This is a genomic window from Microbacterium sp. 4R-513 (genome assembly GCF_011046485.1).
In the GTDB taxonomy this organism is placed as follows: Bacteria; Actinomycetota; Actinomycetes; order Actinomycetales; family Microbacteriaceae; genus Microbacterium.
In genome coordinates, this window is record NZ_CP049256.1 from 1,086,133 (window position 1) to 1,103,022 (window position 16,890).

At 68.7% G+C, this 16,890-nt stretch carries 18 protein-coding genes and 2 pseudogenes; 8 read left to right on the top strand and 12 right to left on the bottom strand.

The features are described 5' to 3' along the window. Window positions 1-64: 64 nt before the first annotated feature. The 3 genes from G5T42_RS04645 to G5T42_RS04655 all read right to left on the bottom strand — a co-directional run bounded on the left by G5T42_RS04645 (window position 65) and on the right by G5T42_RS04655 (window position 2,067). Window positions 65-415: a nuclear transport factor 2 family protein gene (locus G5T42_RS04645; RefSeq protein ID WP_165126114.1), complete on the bottom strand. Its 351-nt coding sequence runs from the start codon at window positions 413-415 to the stop codon at window positions 65-67. 386 nt (window positions 416-801) lie between these two features. Further along, window positions 802-1,542 carry a hypothetical protein gene (locus tag G5T42_RS04650; RefSeq protein WP_165126117.1) on the bottom strand — a complete coding sequence of 247 codons (741 nt, stop codon included), beginning with the start codon at window positions 1,540-1,542 and terminating at the stop codon, window positions 802-804. Between the two features lie 147 nt (window positions 1,543-1,689). After that, window positions 1,690-2,067, bottom strand: coding sequence for a nuclear transport factor 2 family protein (locus tag G5T42_RS04655; protein WP_165126120.1), 378 nt, complete (start codon window positions 2,065-2,067; stop codon window positions 1,690-1,692). Between the two features lie 133 nt (window positions 2,068-2,200). Between G5T42_RS04655 and G5T42_RS04660 the strand changes: the two genes are divergently transcribed. Beyond that, window positions 2,201-3,118: an NADP-dependent oxidoreductase gene (locus G5T42_RS04660; protein WP_165126123.1), complete on the top strand. Its 918-nt coding sequence runs from the start codon at window positions 2,201-2,203 to the stop codon at window positions 3,116-3,118. Window positions 3,119-3,245: 127 nt separating this feature from the next. Here the strand turns inward: G5T42_RS04660 and G5T42_RS04665 are convergent, their stop codons facing one another. Continuing rightward, entirely contained in the window at window positions 3,246-3,950 is a 705-nt protein-coding gene (locus G5T42_RS04665) for a hypothetical protein (protein WP_165126126.1), read from the bottom strand. A 174-nt stretch (window positions 3,951-4,124) separates the two neighbouring features. On the opposite strand from G5T42_RS04665, the gene G5T42_RS04670 reads away from it, so the two are divergent. From G5T42_RS04670 to G5T42_RS04680, 3 genes are all read left to right on the top strand, one after another. After that, the gene (locus G5T42_RS04670) at window positions 4,125-4,646 is read left to right on the top strand and encodes a VOC family protein (protein ID WP_165126129.1); all 522 of its coding nucleotides are present in this window, start codon (window positions 4,125-4,127) and stop codon (window positions 4,644-4,646) included. A 176-nt stretch (window positions 4,647-4,822) separates the two neighbouring features. Then, window positions 4,823-5,215, top strand: a complete 393-nt coding sequence (locus G5T42_RS04675) for a MarR family transcriptional regulator (protein WP_241245962.1) — start codon at window positions 4,823-4,825, stop codon at window positions 5,213-5,215. A gap of 85 nt (window positions 5,216-5,300) precedes the next feature. After that, window positions 5,301-6,665, top strand: coding sequence for a prolyl oligopeptidase family serine peptidase (locus tag G5T42_RS04680; protein WP_165126135.1), 1,365 nt, complete (start codon window positions 5,301-5,303; stop codon window positions 6,663-6,665). Between the two features lie 102 nt (window positions 6,666-6,767). Here G5T42_RS04680 and G5T42_RS04685 read toward each other — a convergent pair whose 3' ends face one another. The 3 genes and pseudogenes from G5T42_RS04685 to G5T42_RS04700 all read right to left on the bottom strand — a co-directional run. Beyond that, complete coding sequence (locus G5T42_RS04685; RefSeq protein ID WP_165126138.1) at window positions 6,768-7,139, bottom strand: VOC family protein; 372 nt, start codon at window positions 7,137-7,139, stop codon at window positions 6,768-6,770. A 397-nt stretch (window positions 7,140-7,536) separates the two neighbouring features. Next, window positions 7,537-7,896: a nitroreductase family deazaflavin-dependent oxidoreductase gene (locus G5T42_RS04695; RefSeq protein ID WP_241245963.1), complete on the bottom strand. Its 360-nt coding sequence runs from the start codon at window positions 7,894-7,896 to the stop codon at window positions 7,537-7,539. A gap of 663 nt (window positions 7,897-8,559) precedes the next feature. Further along, window positions 8,560-8,845, bottom strand: a pseudogene (locus G5T42_RS04700) (recombinase family protein); the annotation flags it as partial. Between the two features lie 124 nt (window positions 8,846-8,969). Here G5T42_RS04700 and G5T42_RS04705 point away from each other — a divergent pair. Beyond that, a complete protein-coding gene (locus G5T42_RS04705; protein ID WP_165126147.1) occupies window positions 8,970-9,620 on the top strand; it encodes a VOC family protein in 651 nt (216 codons plus the stop codon). Window positions 9,621-9,799: 179 nt separating this feature from the next. Here G5T42_RS04705 and G5T42_RS04710 read toward each other — a convergent pair whose 3' ends face one another. Next, window positions 9,800-10,000, bottom strand: coding sequence for a hypothetical protein (locus G5T42_RS04710; protein ID WP_165126150.1), 201 nt, complete (start codon window positions 9,998-10,000; stop codon window positions 9,800-9,802). A gap of 630 nt (window positions 10,001-10,630) precedes the next feature. Continuing rightward, complete coding sequence (locus G5T42_RS04715; protein ID WP_165126153.1) at window positions 10,631-11,041, bottom strand: VOC family protein; 411 nt, start codon at window positions 11,039-11,041, stop codon at window positions 10,631-10,633. A gap of 181 nt (window positions 11,042-11,222) precedes the next feature. Here G5T42_RS04715 and G5T42_RS04720 point away from each other — a divergent pair, with 181 nt between their 5' ends. After that, complete coding sequence (locus G5T42_RS04720; RefSeq protein ID WP_165126156.1) at window positions 11,223-11,624, top strand: DUF6855 family protein; 402 nt, start codon at window positions 11,223-11,225, stop codon at window positions 11,622-11,624. A 203-nt stretch (window positions 11,625-11,827) separates the two neighbouring features. After that, entirely contained in the window at window positions 11,828-12,412 is a 585-nt protein-coding gene (locus G5T42_RS04725; RefSeq protein ID WP_165126159.1) for a dienelactone hydrolase family protein, read from the top strand. Here G5T42_RS04725 and G5T42_RS04730 read toward each other — a convergent pair. Next, complete coding sequence (locus G5T42_RS04730) at window positions 12,406-12,555, bottom strand: hypothetical protein (protein ID WP_165126162.1); 150 nt, start codon at window positions 12,553-12,555, stop codon at window positions 12,406-12,408. The genes G5T42_RS04725 and G5T42_RS04730 overlap by 7 nt on opposite strands. A gap of 248 nt (window positions 12,556-12,803) precedes the next feature. On the opposite strand from G5T42_RS04730, the pseudogene purD reads away from it, so the two are divergent. Continuing rightward, window positions 12,804-14,106, top strand: a pseudogene (purD, locus tag G5T42_RS04735) (phosphoribosylamine--glycine ligase). A gap of 177 nt (window positions 14,107-14,283) precedes the next feature. Here the strand turns inward: purD and G5T42_RS04740 are convergent. Next, window positions 14,284-15,180: a formylglycine-generating enzyme family protein gene (locus tag G5T42_RS04740; RefSeq protein ID WP_165130084.1), complete on the bottom strand. Its 897-nt coding sequence runs from the start codon at window positions 15,178-15,180 to the stop codon at window positions 14,284-14,286. Window positions 15,181-15,222: 42 nt separating this feature from the next. Continuing rightward, window positions 15,223-16,887, bottom strand: coding sequence for a SulP family inorganic anion transporter (locus G5T42_RS04745; protein ID WP_241245964.1), 1,665 nt, complete (start codon window positions 16,885-16,887; stop codon window positions 15,223-15,225). Window positions 16,888-16,890: the final 3 nt, after the last annotated feature.

Consider the following 16,890-nt stretch of genomic DNA (forward strand, 5'->3'; position numbering starts at 1 on the left):
AGGCGTTATGGGGTCAGGCTGCCGGAAGACGGGTCTGCACTCTTGGGAATGCGCAACGTGGCGGTCAGTCCACGACGGCGTAGAGCCGAAAGATGCGGTCGTCTTTCACCAGGGCGATGTCGGCTCCGGTCAGCGCGGGCGCCTCGCCGGGAGTCCCGAGCTGCCAGTGGAACAGCACCGCGTCATCGGCCTGCTGCACCGGCTTTGTGAGGGAGAACCGGGATGTCGGCCCCATCATCGCCGCGAGCGCATCGATCCTCCGGATGAAGTCCTCGCGGCCCTCGACGACGCCGTCCTGATCCACATACCGGATGTCCTCGGTGAACAGCCGCTCGATAGCTTCTCCTCTGGCCTCGGCATCCGGTTCATTCGACACGCTCGCGAGGTACTGCTCGACAAGCTCCGAGGGCTCCATTCACCCAGTCTGGGCGTGAAGCCGCCGCCAGGTACAGATTTCGGCGGAACCCGCGTCATGAATGTGGCCAGTTCGCGTCTCTTTGAGGGGCTTCATTCCTCTGCCCCCGCGTGCAGCGACGTTTCTTACCGCGACACGCAGCGCCCTCGGTCGCGACCAAGCGCGACCGAGGGCGGTTCTCTTGTCGGCAGCGGGCACTCCTCCTACCTCAACCTGTGGGAGGTCCACTTCGCGCCGGACGGCCGTGCGCGTCGGTTCGTCGAGTGGTTCATGACCCCGGCGGGTGACGCGCCGTCAGCCGAGCCGGCTCACGCCGACTAGCTCTCCGCCCGTCGCTTGCGCGCGGACGCTCGCAAACCAGGAGGGGACAGTGACGCGCATGACCGTCATCGCGGCGAAGGCGTGACCTCCGCAGCGGATCGCACTGCCCGTTCTGCTCCGTGGGCGGCCATCGAGCCGTCTGCCACGTCGACGCCTGAATCCGTTCCCACGCGCGTTGCACTCACGAAGCGCGCCGCATCCGACACGGCGGCGTGGAGCAGAGCGACGAGTCCTTCATCCGGGTCGCCGCCGCATGCTCCCGCGATGCCATCCACGGCACCGGTCACGATATCCCGGCTCTGCCGCGCGGTCATCCTCGCCCGGCCCGGACCGACCCTCTCGATGAACTGAATCGCCCAGGCATCCGCGCCGGGCGCTGCCCGCAGGGCGGCCTCCGCCGATTCCCGCAGGTCCGCGGCCAGCTCGTCGTCGCGTTCCGCCAGGGCTCGGAGGGCGACGTGCACCGCCACGGCCTGAGACCGCTGGCGTCCCTCAGCGGCGATCGGCAGAGCGGCGCTGGCAGCTCGCAGCGCGAGCATGACGTCGAGCATCGGATCGTCGCTGGTCAGGCCGACCACTGTCGGGATGAGCGGCGTGAGCCGGGCGCGGCCGGCTGCGCTCGTGCGATCGTTGACCATCCGCGCGAGGTGCGCGAGGGTGCCGTTCGTACACGCGGGATGGTCGCTCCACCGCTCCCCAGCTAGATACGACGCGAACTCCATGAAGCAGGCCCCGCGCCGTGGGGAACGGTGCCGTCCTGGCGAGAGGATCGGCACGACGTCCGGATAGGCGATTGAGTTGCGCATGGGACCTCCTCGGGTCTCACTGTGCGCCTGTCGTGGCCCTGTTTCAAGACCGTTTGTGGATGTCGACAAGGGGGTGTCTGCGGCGGTGCACGTTCGCTCCGCGCCCAGGGTCTCGCTTACCCCAGCGATAGCGGCCGATGGGAGCAACTACGCCGAGGCGGGCTCCGCTGGGGTGTCCTGACTGAAGGTGTTCCACCAGCGACCCTCGCGCTCGACCCACAGCGAACTGATGAACATCACCTCCACGTTGGCGTTGCCCGGTCGACGGTACTCGGCGCGATAGCAGAGCAATGCGGCATCCGCGGAGATGTCGATCAATCTCGCGTCCGCGATCGCGTACGAGGCGATGCTGGGGCCATCCGCCAGCTCGTCGGTGTGGTCCGTCCGGTTCGCGAAGCCGGTCGGGAAGACACCGACGAAGTCATCCGAGAGCAGCGCGCGATCGGCCTCCGCGTCACCGCCCACCAGCGCGTCCCAGACCCGCGACTCCAGATCGACGAAGAACTGTGTGCCCCGACCGCGCATCTGGCCACTATCGCAGGTTCTTCATCGGAGCAGACTGCGTGGGTATCGGCGCTCGCAATGGAGCGGTGCGCCAGTGAGTAGATTTGTTGGCTGTTCCGACAACGGTTGCGGTGCACGGATGGAGAGGTGTCCGATGAAGGCGATCGTGGCGGCTGATCGAAGCTCCGATGTAGGTGGACTGACGCTGTCGGAGTTGCCCGAGCCGTCCCCGGCGATCAACGACGTGGTCGTCGAGGTCCACGCGTCCGGGTTCGTTCCTGCGGAATGGGAATGGCCGTCGACGTGGAGCGATCGTGCGGGTCGTCACCGGTCGGAGCCGGTGATCGGGCACGAATTCGCCGGAGTGGTCAGCGCGCTCGGCTACGGGACGACGGGCCTGACATTGGGCCAGCGGGTGTTCGGCATCACCGACTGGCACCGCGATGGAACCCTCGCCGAGTACACGGCAGTGGAAGCCCGGAACCTCGCACCGCTGCCCGGGGATGTCGACTTCACCGTTGGTGCGAGCTTGCCCATCTCCGGCTTGACGGCGTGGCAAGGTCTGCTGCAGCACGGTCGCCTTCGGTCCGGCCAGACCGTGCTCGCCCACGGCGCGGCGGGCGCGGTCGGATCCGTCGTCACGCAGCTCGCCCGCGAGTTCGGCGGGTATGTGATCGGCACGGGCCGGGCGGGCGCGCGGCAAGCCGCACTCGACTTCGGTGCAAATGAATTCCTCGATCTCGAGAGCGACAGCATCGAGGACGTCGGCGGCGTCGACCTCGTCTTCGACGTCCTCGGCGGCGATGTGCAACGGCGATCCGCTCGCATCATCCGGCCGGGCGGCACTCTGGTGTCGGTCGTCGGACCCGTGGAAGCTCGGCCCGTCGACGGTCTCGCCGTCGACTTCGTGGTCGAGTCCGTACCGGCGCAGCTCTCCGAGATCGTTCAGCGGGTGCGCGATGGACGTCTTCGCCCCCACATCGGCACGGTCGCTTCTCTTGATGACGCCGTCGCCGCCCTCCACCCGACCGCGCGGCGCACAGGCAAGACCGTCATACAGGTACGCAACTGACGACGAGGTTCTCACCGGAGCCTGCTCCTCAAGCGCGGCTACGCCTGACAGACGGTGGATCGCAAGGGTGTGAGCTTCCTGACCTTCGTACAGGATTCAACCCACTCGCAGGATCGCGTTTCGGCACTCAAGAGGCGGGCACCCACACGCGGTGGGTCCCTACGACGTCGAAGCCGGCGACGAGCGCACGCTCCAGGTCGGGGCCCCGCTCGTATCCCACGACTGGGCGCCTCGGGTGGAGTCGGCCGACCGCGGCGAGCAATCCGAGCCAGTCCGAGTCGGTGCCAGGAGACTCCCACACGTTCGAGAGCCCCACGACGTCGCCACTTCCGAGCTCATGCGTCACGGCGCCGCCGATGAGACCCCCGCCCGCGCGCCTCGCGAGGACTCGGAAGCGGGGATGCCGCAGCACGGTGTCGGGCAGAACCCCGACGTAGTCGTGCCGTTCGCTCCAGCCGTGCAGGTCGCGTGGATCGGAGAGTTCGCTCCACCCGTCGGCGAGACCCGGTTCCGGGGCTGCGCGGTGGATCCACCGCGCCTCGAAGAGCTGGTCGAACCCGTGTCCCGCGAGGTCGAGGTCGGCGAAGCAGTCCGCGATGCCACCGCCCGGGAGTCCGGCTCGCTGACGGGTTCTGACTGCCTCTGCCGCGGCATCCGCATCGATGTCGGGCCGGAGTGCGAGCACGGTCGAGTGAAACGGCGGCACCGGGCCATCGGCCACCCAGAGCGCGTCGGTCACGGTGACCGGCACGCCGTGCAGCGCCATCACGTCGTCGTACCAACTCCGACTCGCGGCGACCGCGGCGGCAAGCCGGGAATCGACAGGCGTCATGTGCCCAGTCTCGTCCGCGGAAAGGCGAGGACGCGGCCGTCGTCCACGATGTCGGCAACGGGTTCGCTTCCCGGAAACGTGCGGGGCTTCTTCGAGTCAGGACAAGATGCGTCCTAGATGCCGTCTAGCGTTCCCAACAGCACGGCAACACCGCTCGAAAGGATGCAGAGAAGCATGGACAGCGAGACCTACAAGCCGGCGGGCTACACGAGCGTCGCGCCCTGGATCGTCACCGATGACACCGGCGCGCTGCTCGACTTCATCACGGACGTGCTCGGCGGTGAGGAACTCGCCCGCGTCAGCACCGAAGACGGCGCGATCGGCCACGGCGAGATCCGGGTCGGCGACACGGTGCTGCTTGCCTTCGACCGGCGACCCGACTGGCCCGTCATGCCGAGCGTCCTGAGGGTGTGGGTCGACGACCCCGACACCACCTTCGCGAAGGCCACCGCCGCGGGCGCCACAGTCGTGACTGAGCTCGCAGACAGCGCCTTCGGTCAGCGCGGCGGGCGGATCAAAGACCCGTTCGGCAACATCTGGTGGGTGGTCAGCCAGAGCGAGCAGGTTGTGGAGGATGTGATGTGGCAGCGACTGCAGCAACCCGAGTACGCCCAGCAGATGCGGATCGCGCAAGAGACCCTCGACGCCGAGTTGAGCGGCCGGGCCGAGGGGCGCAGCAGCACCCCCATGCGCTGACAGAAGACCAGGCGGGCCCACTTCGAGCGGGCCTTTCCGACGAGCAGCGACAGGGGCAAGGAATGGTCGCGGAGCCCGCAGGACAGAGGCCGTATGCTTCATCGCATGACGGACCCGACGCCCGTATGACCGCCGAGCACCCGCCGCGCATCCTCTATCAGGTGAAGCAGGTTGAAATGGCAGTCCGGGGGCGGCTGGATGCGGTCGTCCGTCCGCACGGGATAACGGTCGCCCAGTACACCGCTCTGACGGTGCTCGAGCAGCATCCGGGCATGAGTAGTGCCCAGCTCGCGCGGCATTCATTCGTCTCGGCGCAGGCGATGGAGGGGATCGTGCGCGCCCTTCATGAGGCGGGGCTCATCGACCGCGTTCGCGACGACGACAACCGTCGCCGCATGACGATCTCCCTGACACCGGCCGGGGTCGCGCTCCTGGCAGCGTGCCGCGCCGACGTCGACCGAATCGAGGCCGAGGCGTTCGCCGGCCTCACCGCAGTCGAGCGCGTCACACTCGGCCGCTGGCTGCAAGACGCCCGGCACGCGCTGGAGGCCCCGGCATCCATTGACTAACTATCAGGAAAGTTGATAATTGGTCCCAGTGCTGTCGAGGCAGACGGCGCCATCTGTCGACGATGACAATGGAAGGACCATCCCCATGTCTCCACGCGTTCGCATCCGTTCGCTGGCGGTCGCCGCTGTTGCGGGCACCGCCCTCTCGGTCGCCCTGGTGGCTCCGCCGGCGATGGCCGACGCCGGCGCCGACTACTCCGGCTCCCTCCCCAACGGCACGACCTGGCTTGCCTCAGTGCCTTCGGACTGGAACGGCACCGTGATGCTCTACAGCCACGGCTACCGCCCGTCATTCGTACCGGGCAACCCGGCGTCGGTCGCGCCGAACGATGCCACGAAGGCGCTGCTGCTCGAACGCGGCTACGCCCTCGTGGGCTCGTCGTACGCGGCGAGCGGCTGGGCGGTTCCGACGGCGGTCGACGACCAGCTGCAGTCGCTCGACGCGATGCTCGATCAGACCGGGCTCGAGCCCGACCACGTCCTGGCCTACGGCACGTCGATGGGCGGTCTGGTCACCGGGCGCATCGCCGAGTCGGCCAGTGATGTCATCGAGGGTGCCATGCCCACCTGCGGGCTGATGGAAGGTGCCGTCGACCTGAACAACTACCAGCTCGACGGGTCGCACGCGATCGAGCAACTGCTCGCCGGCCAGGATCTGAAGATCGAGGGCTACGCGTCGCTGAACGAGGCGTTCGCAACGTCGGCTGCTCTGAGCGCTGCGGTGCAGGAGGGGCAGAAGACGCCCGAAGGCCGCGCCCGCGTAGCGCTCGCCGCGGCGCTGTTCCACCTCTCCGACGGCGTGCCCATCGCGGAGGCGACGAAGGACACCGCTGTGCAGCAGGAATCGCTGTACAACCAGCTGCTCGGAACCATCGGATTCGTCACCCCCGGTCGCTTCGACATCGAAGCGACGGCCGGCGGAAACGCGACATGGAACGTCGGGGTGGACTACGGCAAGCTGTTCGCGCATTCAGAGGATCGCGCCCTCGTCGCCGAGCTCTACCGTGAGGCCGGGCTCGACCTCAAGGCCGACCTGGCGACACTGACGCAGACCGCCGACATCGCGGCCGACCCGGGATCCGTCGAGACCCTCCGCGCGTCGTCCACTCTCACCGGCGACCTGCAGATGCCCGTGGTCAGCATGCACACCCTCGACGATGTGCTGGCACCCGTGCAGGTCGAGCAGGAGTACGCCGAGGACGTTCGGGCGGCGCACGACACCAACCTGCTGCGGCAGTTCTTCGTCGATCACGTCGGACACTGCAACTTCACGCCGGCCGAGATCGCGGCAGGGATCGAGGTGCTCCAGCAGCGGGTGGAATCCGGGCACTGGTCGGCCAGCTCGGCGACGGTCATGAACCGGCTCGCCGCGTCGCTCGACGACAGTGGTTCGGCATTCGTATCGACCCAGCCCGGCGAGTTCCTCGGCGACCGCGAGGGGCGCCACTGACGGCATCCGCTTCACCCGGGGCGCGGCATCCATTCGAGGTGGATGCCGCGCCCCCGCGCTGTTGACCCTCGCCCGGCGAGAATCAATCGCAGGTGTGGCCTATCAGCCTCGAGCCGGCAACTGCTGAAGCGTCCACCTGTTGCCGTCTGGATCGTTGAAGGTCACGAAGCGCCCCCAATCCTGCTCGTCGACACCGCTTGCCTCGACGCCCGCGTCGCGCAGCTGAGCGAGAGCGGCGTCCGCGTCTGAGACGACAACCTGGATATTGTCCAGGCCGCCAGGCTCCATCCTGCTGCCCAGTCCCGTGCCGATCGCGATAGAGCACGCGGAGCCGGGAGGCGTCAGTTGCACGAATCGCAGGCCTTCGTACGGTTCCGCGTCGTGATCCGCATGGAAACCGATGCCGGTATAGAAGTCCTTGGCGCGGTCCACATCCGACACGGGCACGAAGATCAGCTCGATCTTCCAATCCATGGTCATCCTCTCCGTCGGGGTTGCCGCCCCAGAGTACGGCCGGCCTCAGACAGAACGCATCGACCGCGCACATGCATGGCTCGCCGAGCGCTCCCATCTGAGCGGGTCATCATGCATCGACATCGAAGACGACCACCTGTTCTGCCAAGTGAGAGATCAGGTGTGCAACGGGTGCATGCGCCGGATGCGGCAAATAGTCGTCTCGAGCTGAACTGCTCGAGAAGTAAGCGAAATGTCTGAGGTCCGCGAGCCTCCGCAGCTCTCCGTGCCCGGGCAAGGAGCCGAACGCCCGGACGCTATCTGCTCTCACGCGATCCGCAAGCGGACTCCGCCCGCATGCCATCCGTCCGGGCGCTCGACGGGATTTGGAGTGGCTGCGCGCACCCGCGGCCGACCCTCAGTTCTGGGGTAGATGTAGAACGATCGCGGCAGGCATGCGCTTGACGATGAAGCGGACGAACGGTCTTGCCAGGGCCGCAGCCTCCGTCGGACCGATGATGCGTGGGGAGACCGTCGAATGAGTGGCGCCCTTCCAGGTGACGTCGGCCGAGGTCGCCGCCACGACGTTGCGCGCCCAATTGGTGTCCCGTCCCCACGGCAGACCGATCAGCACATCAGTCGGCGACATCGTGGGCACGATGGCCACCGGAGTGGCGTAGTCCGTGCCGCTCTTGCGTCCGCGATGGTGCACGACGGCCCACAGCGGAAAGCCGCGGCGACCTGCGAGCGCCGTCGCGATCGGCTGTGTCGCCTTCACCAGGGCGAGCGGCGGGCGTCCCGAACGGCCGCCCCGTGCTCCCCGCAGACCCCGGCCGCCAGACAGCACGCTACCGAAGTGAACCGCAAGCACCGTGGCCATCGCTATCGCACCGATCGCGGCTCCGACCGCTTCTCCGCGCGTCCGGATGCCGCGGCGCAGAAGCAGCGCGCCTGTTGTCGCGTTCGCCGCACTCCACGCGACATTCACCACGGGGGACGACATACCCACGCCGGGCGGATCGGAGAACGGACTGGGGAACGGTCTCCCCCTGCACACCGTTTACTCCGTGCGGAACGGCGTTGACCACGAGCGCAGCCCCCACGATGGTCCTCGCGACCGTCCTTGCCGACACGGCCTCACTCTACGACGCGCTGCCCGCCTGCGGATCCCGCGGTGGCGCATCGGGATGCCTAGCCTGAAGGGTGTGAAGGATCGTGAGCCAGAGCCGTGGGTGTGCCCGACCTGCGGCGACCCTCTGAAATTCGAGATCCTCGACGACGAGAAGTTCCTGGTCGCTTGGTCTTGCGTCAACTGCGGATTGATCCGCACGACCGAGCCGGCATAGCTCTCATCGCGGTCAGCAGCGTCCGCTGCCCGAGCCCTTCCAGCTCGGAAACAGCCACGGCAAGTTTCGTGGCGTCGCGCAAAGAAGACACCTTGAACAGGGTCGGTGGGCTCATAGCGGCTTCCGCCGAGACTGAGCGCGACGCCCTTCGGTGACTTCGTCAGCGATGTCGCAGGCATCCCGCACCGACCGGGCGAGCCGGTCGAGCTTGGTGACGACGAGTGTGTCGCCTTTCCGCACGGCGGCCAGCGCCTCCCGCAGCCCGGGGCGGGAGCGGTTGGTTCCGGTCAGTCCGTGATCGACGTAGATGTTCGCATCGAGAACTCCGAACCGCAGCAGTGCATCGCGTCGCGCGGTCCCACCCGTGCTCACGAGCCGCACCCGGTTCGGATCGACTTGCGGGCATTTGCGAGCATGAGGGTCGATGCGAGCGGCTGAGGTCGAATGTCGCATCGGCTCGCTAGCGTCTGTCGCGTTACGACCGTTCAGGGAAGAGGAGACCTCAATGGCCGAACCGATCAGCGCCAAACAGTTCCATGAGGAGGAGGGAACAGGTGGGTGGCACGTGCTGTACGGGGGCGCGCAAACCGTGTTTCGGACGCCCTCATTCGCCGCGGGCGTGGAGTTCATCCGGCGCATCGCACTCGTGACGCAAGCGGTGGGTCGAGAACCAGACATCGACCTCAGGCCGGAGGCCGTGGTAGTTCGTACCGCCTCAACGCTGCGCGGGAGACTGGACACTGCCGACGTCGAACTGGTGCGGCATGTCTCCGCCATCGCCGCCGAACTCGGGCTCGTGCCCGACCCATCTCAGTTGCACACGATTCAGATCGCCATCGCGGAGGCAGAGGGAGTGAGCACACGGGACTTCTGGGTCGCGGCGCTCGGTTACCAGTCGCTCGGCGGACTGGTCGTTGACCCGCTACGCCGGGGACCGCGGATGTGGTTCGACGAGATCGCCGCCCCGGGACGTGGCCGCACCCATATCGACATCGCACTGCCGAACGATCGTGCCGAGGAGCGTGTCGCGGCAGTGATCGAAGCCGGAGGACGACTGGCGGATGACTCGCACGCACCCGACTGGTGGACGCTCGCATCGCCCGACAATCACGGTGTCGACATCGCCGCATGGGGGGACGTCGACCACGGGACCTGATCGCTCACCGATTGAAGCGGCGCCTCCCACCGCAAGGTTCGTGACGATCCTCTTGCGGGCTGTGCCCATAAGCGGGCCGATCGGATGCCTCGGTCGCTCGCAACGGGATGAGTCAGTGCCCCTCGCGATCCGTGCGGGTCAGGAGGGGCAGTGAGCGTATCTCGCTTGTTATGAGTCGGTCAGGCTAGAGTCGCGCTGAATCGGCGTGCGGCCGGGTCGAACTCGACGACACCTACACGCACGACATCGCCGATATCAGCGCCCGATCCGCGGACGAGGCCCGGGACTCCAGCGGCCGTCTCGACGAACATGCCGAACGGCTTCACGGCCGTGATGGTGACGGCGATCTCGTCGCCGGAACTCAAGAGGGTTTCTGTCACGTGGCTCACCCCCTCTCTTCAATTGGGGTGACTCCGTACAGGCCGGCCCGCAACCGTCCTGCCGTTCCTTTCGTCGCGACCGGGTACGAGCCGGATCAAGCCCGGACGTCACCGCGACATCGTAAATCCCGCGTAGCGTGACACGCGCGATGAAGACCACACTCGCGGCGCCATCCGCGATCCATATCCGGCCGGCGAACGCTGAATGGACGTTTGCGGGCTCATCCCGATCGAGGGTGTGGGTGCGGTCTGAAGCCGCCTGTCTCGGGCACGTCGTCGTAGGCCGCGCGCCGGCCCCGCAGCCGGGCCGCCGGCACCCCCGGGGGGCGGCTGAGCAGCTGGTGGTGGATCCGACGTACGTCGGCGGCGATCCGCTCGATCGGAGGGCCGGCTGGTCACCCCACCCTTGGCGGCCCTCGCGGCGAGTCGCCTCCGCCCGGGGGCGTGTGGCGGCTGGCCACCGACTGGGCCGATTACGCCGAGCAGGTGGTGCGAGTGCTCGATGCCGAGCCCGGCCTTCGAGGTGGCGTGGTCGATCGCTGGGCCGAGCGGCCGGTGACGAGGTTCGAGCGCAAGGGGACTGCCGCCGGCCGCGGCATCGCCCACCGGGTGCAGCGCGGATCGGGTAGGTCAGCCGCCCCCGGCGATGTTGACCAGCCACGAGGTCCCGAACCGGTCGACGCACATCCCGAACTCGTCGCCCCACGGCTGGGTGGCCAGCTCGACCATCACGGTCCCTCCGTCCGACAGTGCCTGCCAGTAGCCGCGCAGTTCCTCGGCGTCGTCCCCGCCGAGGCTGACCGCGAGGTTGTTCCCGGGCCGCAACGTCTCGCCCGGCAGCATGTCGGCGGCCATCAGCGTGAGGCCAGACGCTGTTTCCAGCTGGCCGTGCATGACCTGGTCGCCGATGCCGTGGTCGTCGGTGCCGAAGTCGCCGAAGTGATTGATCGTGAGATCGCCGCCGAAAACGTCCCGGTAGAACGCGAGGGCGGCCGAGGCATCACCCGCGAAACTGAGGTAGGGGTTCAGTCGAGTGGTCATGGGCCGATGCTAGAGGGCTCATCCCGCTCGAGGGAGCCAACCGGCATCGATCGTGTGTATCGCTTGGGATCCGATTGCGCGCAGGCGGGATCCTCGCGTGCTCTTCCCTTGTCTGGCGCATCGCGGGGCACGACACTAGGAGCGCCCGCTGACCGCGGCTCTGATGGGACACGGAGGGACGATGACAGGAAGCGGCACTGAGAGCGACCCGTGGGTCCTCACAACGGCTCCGGGCACCTCGCAGTACACGATGTATCGCGACGGCGACCTGCTGGTCTGCCAGGTCGGGTCCACAAGGCTCAGTTATCAGGCGCGGGCGATCGAGGACCTGCATGCCTGGCTGCTGGAGCGAGGCGACTGGGTCCCGCTGGGGGCGGCAGACGAACAGAAGCAGGCGGCCGGAGGCACCGTCGAGGCCTGGGGTCGCTCCGAGTCGAACCCGGTCGGCGGATGGTACGGCACGCGGAAGGGCTACCGTGGTCGGTTTGGGATATACATGCCCCCGCTGCTCGAGACGCTCGGGCTCGCTGAGCTCGAGCACAACCCGCGCAACAATCGCATGCGAGGCATCTCCACCAGTTGACTGCTGCTGAGGGCGAGCCGGCCGGCGATTTCACCAACGCCAGTGGCGCGGCGATCGCTGTGCTATCCGGACACGATCCCCGAGGGCACGGCGCGGAGAAGAGGCCACAGCGTGGCGGCCGTAATCTCTCCGTGGGCACGGTACATCGGCCGGTGGTCCGCGACCCGTGCGACGATGTCGGTCGCCCGGGGTAGACAGGGCACATGGCTGACGTATTGATGTTCCACCACGTCCTCGGATTGACGGCCGGCATGCGTGATTTCGCCGACCGGTTACGCGCCGGCGGTCATACGGTGCACGCACCCGACCTGTACGACGGGCGCATCTTCGACTCTATGGAAGATGCGTTCGCCTTCGTGCAGAGTGGAGCGGTTGACGTGGATGGGCGGGCGGATGCCGCAGCCGCTGACCTCCCGGAGCGGCTGGTATACCTCGGTGTCTCGTCGGGGGTGATGCGCGCGCAGCGGCTCGCTCAGCAGCGCCCGGGCGCCGCGGGGGCGGTGCTGCTCGAGTCGGCGATCCCGGTGTCCGGCGAGTGGGCGTTCGGGCGGTGGCCCGATAACGTGCCCGTGCAGATCCACGGTAAGGACGCCGACGAGTTCTTCGCGGGCGAAGGCGATATCGACGCAGCGCGCGAGATCGTCGCGGCAGTCGACGACGGCGAGTTGTTCACCTACCCAGGCGAACAGCACCTGTTCGAGGACAGTTCGCTACCGAGCTACGACGCCGAGGCGACGGACCTGCTGGTGAGCCGCGTGCTCGCGTTCCTCGACCGGGTGGATCACTGACGCAGGCTCACGGCGTCGGCAGGGGTCGCGTTGAGGAATTGTTGGCGCCAATGGGTGGCGAGCCACGCGGCGTGACGTTCGTCTGTCCATCCCTGTTCGAGGATGAGACGTTGCCAGAGGTGGCCGTCGAGCGTGGCGTACATCGAACTCGTGAAGCGGCACCTCGACGGTCCGGACGAACTCGCTGGCGCCGTATTCACGCCCTGCGCGCAGGCCCCCGGCTGAACACCGCACCCGCACGGCAGACCTCCTCACGGCGCGACCCGTTGCCATCTGTCGAAAACTTGGGCCGGCCGAGAGGCTCGAGCTACGCGTGAGAATGGCGCGCGGTGATTCCCCGCCCCTCGTCATCCGGCAGGGCGGTCCCCGCACCCCTCGGTAGGCTTGCCGGGTGCGAATCCTGGTCCTCGGCTCCGGTGCTCGCGAGCACGCCATCATCCTCGCCCTGCGGTCGGAGGAGGTCGCACACGAGGTCTTCGCGGCGCCCGGCAACGCCGGCATCGCGCGCGACGCGACGATCCTCGCCCTCGACCCGAACGACCCAGCCGCCGTCACGGACTTCGCGAACACGCACTCGATCGACCTCGTCGTCATCGGTCCCGAGGCGCCGCTCGTCGCGGGCGTCGCCGATGCGCTGCGCGAGCGCGGCATCCCCGTCTTCGGACCCGGCAAGGCCGCGGCGCAACTCGAGGGCTCGAAGGCCTTCGCGAAGCGGGTCATGGAGGCTGCGGGAGTCCCGACCGGTCGCGCGGTCCGGGCGCACACGCGCGCCGAGGTCGAGGCGGCGCTCGATGAACTCGGCGCCCCGCACGTCGTGAAGGCCGACGGGCTCGCCGCCGGGAAAGGCGTCATCGTCACCGACGACCGCGACGCCGCCCTCGCCCACGCCGACTCGTACCTGCCGAGCGGACCCGTGCTCGTCGAGGAGTTCCTCGCCGGACCCGAGGTTTCGCTCTTCTTCCTGAGCGACGGCGACCACGTCCTCCCCCCTCAGCCCCGCCCAGGACTTCAAGCGCCTGCGCGACGGCGACGAGGGCCCGAACACCGGCGGCATGGGCGCCTACTCCCCGCTGCCGTGGCTGGGCGAGCGCTTCGGCGGCTGGGCCATCGAGGGCGAGGCATCCGATCCCGAACAGGCCTTCGTCGACCTCGTCACGCGCGAGATCGCCGAGCCGGTCATCCACCAGCTGGATGCCGAGGGCACACCCTTCATCGGACTCCTCTACGCGGGCCTCATCCTCACCGAGCAGGGCGTGAAGGTCATCGAGTTCAACGCGCGCTTCGGCGACCCCGAGACCCAGGTCGTGCTGCCGCGCCTCGTCGATCCGCTGTCGCAGCTGCTGCTCTCGGCTGCGTCGGGCCACCTCGAGGATCACCGTCGGCCTGCGTTCGCGGACGCCGTGGCGGTCACGGTCGTGCTCGCGTCGGAGGGCTACCCCGAGGCGCCGATCACAGGGCGTCCGCTTTCGGGACTGGATGCCGCGGCCGCCGTCGAGGGCGTCCACCTCGCCCATGCGGCGACGGCCGCGTCGCCCGAGGGTCTCGTCGCGACGGGTGGCCGCGTGCTCAACGTCGTCGGCCTCGGCACGACCTTCACCGAAGCGCGGGACCGTGCCTACCGCGGCATCGCCGAGATCGGCCTGGAGGGCGGCCAGTACCGCACCGACATCGCCGCCCGCGTCGTCGAGAACTAACTCCACCACACCCGCCCGGCGGGTCAGGGCGCCAGCCAGCCGCCACTCACTCGAGCGCCACAGAAACCTGCGAGGGAGGCGTCGGCAGACGTAGCGGTCGCAGGTTTCTGTAGCGGTCGCAGCCAGCGCGCGGCGCGGCGGTGCCACCGCCGGTCACCGAACCGCAAGAAACCCAGGTCACGCGTCGCGCGCGCAGCGGAAGCCGATGTGCGTCGTCGAGGAGTCGTCGGCCTGCGGCGAGCGCGCGGCGGGGCGGAAGCGCAGGCAGTAGTCCGGCGAGCAGAGGTACGACCCTCCCTTGAGCACCCGGCGCGGGACGCTCGAGCCGACCTCGGCACTCGCCGACGCCATCAGGTCCGAGCGGGCGCCGCGGTCGACCGGCACCGACCCGGGCACGACATGGCGCGGCGAGTAGTAGTCGCTCGTCCACTCCCAGACGTTCCCGATCGTGTCGAAGAGGCCGTAGCCGTTGGCGGGGTACGACCCGACCGGAGCCGTCGACGCGCCGAACCGGCCGCGATTGTCGTAGGGGAAGCGGCCGATCCACGTGTTGGCCTGCGCCACGTCGTCGGGGAACGCGGCATCTCCCCACGCGAACGGGGTCCCTTCACGGCCGCCGCGTGCCGCGTACTCCGCCTCGGCCTCCGTCGGCAGTCGCTTGCCCGCCCAGCGGGCGTAGGCCTCGGCATCCTCGAACGCGACCTGCACGACGGGGTGCGACATCCGCTCGTCGATCGATGATCCGAGTCCTTCGGGGTGCCGCCACTGGGCACCGGGCTCCCAGCGCCACCACTGCCGCCAGTCACGCAGGTCGACGGCGACAGTCGTCGGCGTGAAGACGAGCGAGCCGGGCACCAGGTCTTCAGCGGGCAGGTCGGGATAGTCGGATGCCTCGAGCGGCCGCTCCGCGACGGTGACGTACCCCGTCTCGGCCACGAACCGCGCGAACTCGGCGTTCGTCACCTGGTGGCGGTCGATCCAGAACGCCTCGACCGTGCGCTCGTGCACGGGCCGCTCGTCGGGGTAGAAGTCGTCACTCCCCATCGTGAAGACCCCGGCCGGGAGGAGCACCATGTCGTCGCGGGCGGAGGTCACCCTCTTACCCTCTCAGCCGCGCTACGCATGAGCGACCTCTTCTCGCGCGTCGGCGTACGCGCGGCGCACGGCCGCGCCGATCCACTCGCTCCCCTCGTAGAGGTTGCGCGGGCCGATCGTCCCGGCGAGGCCGCTCGACCGGATCTGCGTCAGGACGTCCTTGTCGCTCACCACGAGCTTGAGCGTCGACCCCGCGGCATCCAGCGCGGCCGCATACCGCCGCAGCACGTCGATCGTCGTGAGCCCGATCTGGTCGACTCCGCGCAGGCGCAGGATGACCACGGCATCCGTCGACGTCCGCGACACCGCCGGAAGCTGGCGCTCGAGAGTCGGCGCGCTCGCGAAGAAGAGGCTGCCGTACGGCTGGAGCACGGTGACCGAGCCGGGCGCGATCACGGCCACGGGGTCGACCTCGCGCATGCCGCCGTCATCCGTCAGGCGCAGCTCCCGCACGCGCACCCGGTTGGACTGCTGCACGACGAACAGCACCATGCCGAGCCCCACGCCGACGAGCACCGCGAACTGCAGCGGAATGAGGAGGGTGAGCACGAAGGTCACCGCCATGATCACCGTCTGCAGCGGACCGGTGTTGAGCACCGACACGACCCGCGCGGGCTTGACGGCGCCCGCGCCGATCACGATGAGGAGGCCCGCGAGCGCGGGCATCGCGACGAACGCGACGGTGTCGGCGGCGAAGAGGATGACGACGACCATGCACGCGCCCGCGACGAAGATCGCCGCGCGGGTCTTGGCCCCCGCCGCCACGACGATCGACGACGAGCCCATCGAGCCGCCGACGGGCATTCCCTGGAACACGCCGGCGAGAAGATTGCCCGCGCCCTGCGCCACGATGTCGCGCGAGATGTTCGGGCGCCGCCCGTCGGGCGTCGCGAGGCCGGTCGACACGCCGGCGCCCTGCACGATGCAGATGAGGGCGATCGAGCTCGCCGGGATGGTCACGAAGGCAAGGTCGTCCCACGTCGGCAGCACCGGCAGCGGCAGGCCGTCGGGCACCGTCACGAGATCGCCGATGAAGGCGACGGATGCCCCGGCCCACGCGTCGAGGGCTGCGGCGAGCGCGCTGCCGGCGACGATCGCGATGACGAGGCCGATGCCGCCGATGCGCGTCTGCTGCAACGCGACGATGATGGCGATCGTCACGACGCCGACGAAGATAGAGCCGATGCTCCACTCGCCGGGGTGCAGCGCCGTGTCGATGAGCTTCGCGATGCGGTTGTCGTACGGCGACGCGTACCCCGTGAGGTTGGCGAGCTGGCCGAGCACGATGTTGATGCCGACGGCCGTGAGGAACCCCGTCATGACCGCCGTGGGCACGAACCGCACGAGGCGGCCGGCCTGTGCGAGACCCGCAACGACGAGGATGGCGCCCGTCAGCATCGACAGGGTGAAGAGCGCCCGGTCGGGGTCGGGCCGTGTCGCGAGGCCCGCGTCCGAGACGACGAGCGCGATGGCCCCCGTCGCCTGCACGACCATGAACGAGCTGCTCGTGAACAGCGCCGCGCCGACCATGCCGAAGAGGTAGGCGTAGAGCCCGGCGAGCGGGTTGACGCCCGCGAGGAGCCCCATGGCGAGCCCGTCGGGCACGCTCTCCACCCCGAGCACGACCCCCGCGCCGACGTCCCGGGCGAGGGTTCGGCGCTTCGGTGCGGGGGTCGTCCGGGTCACCGG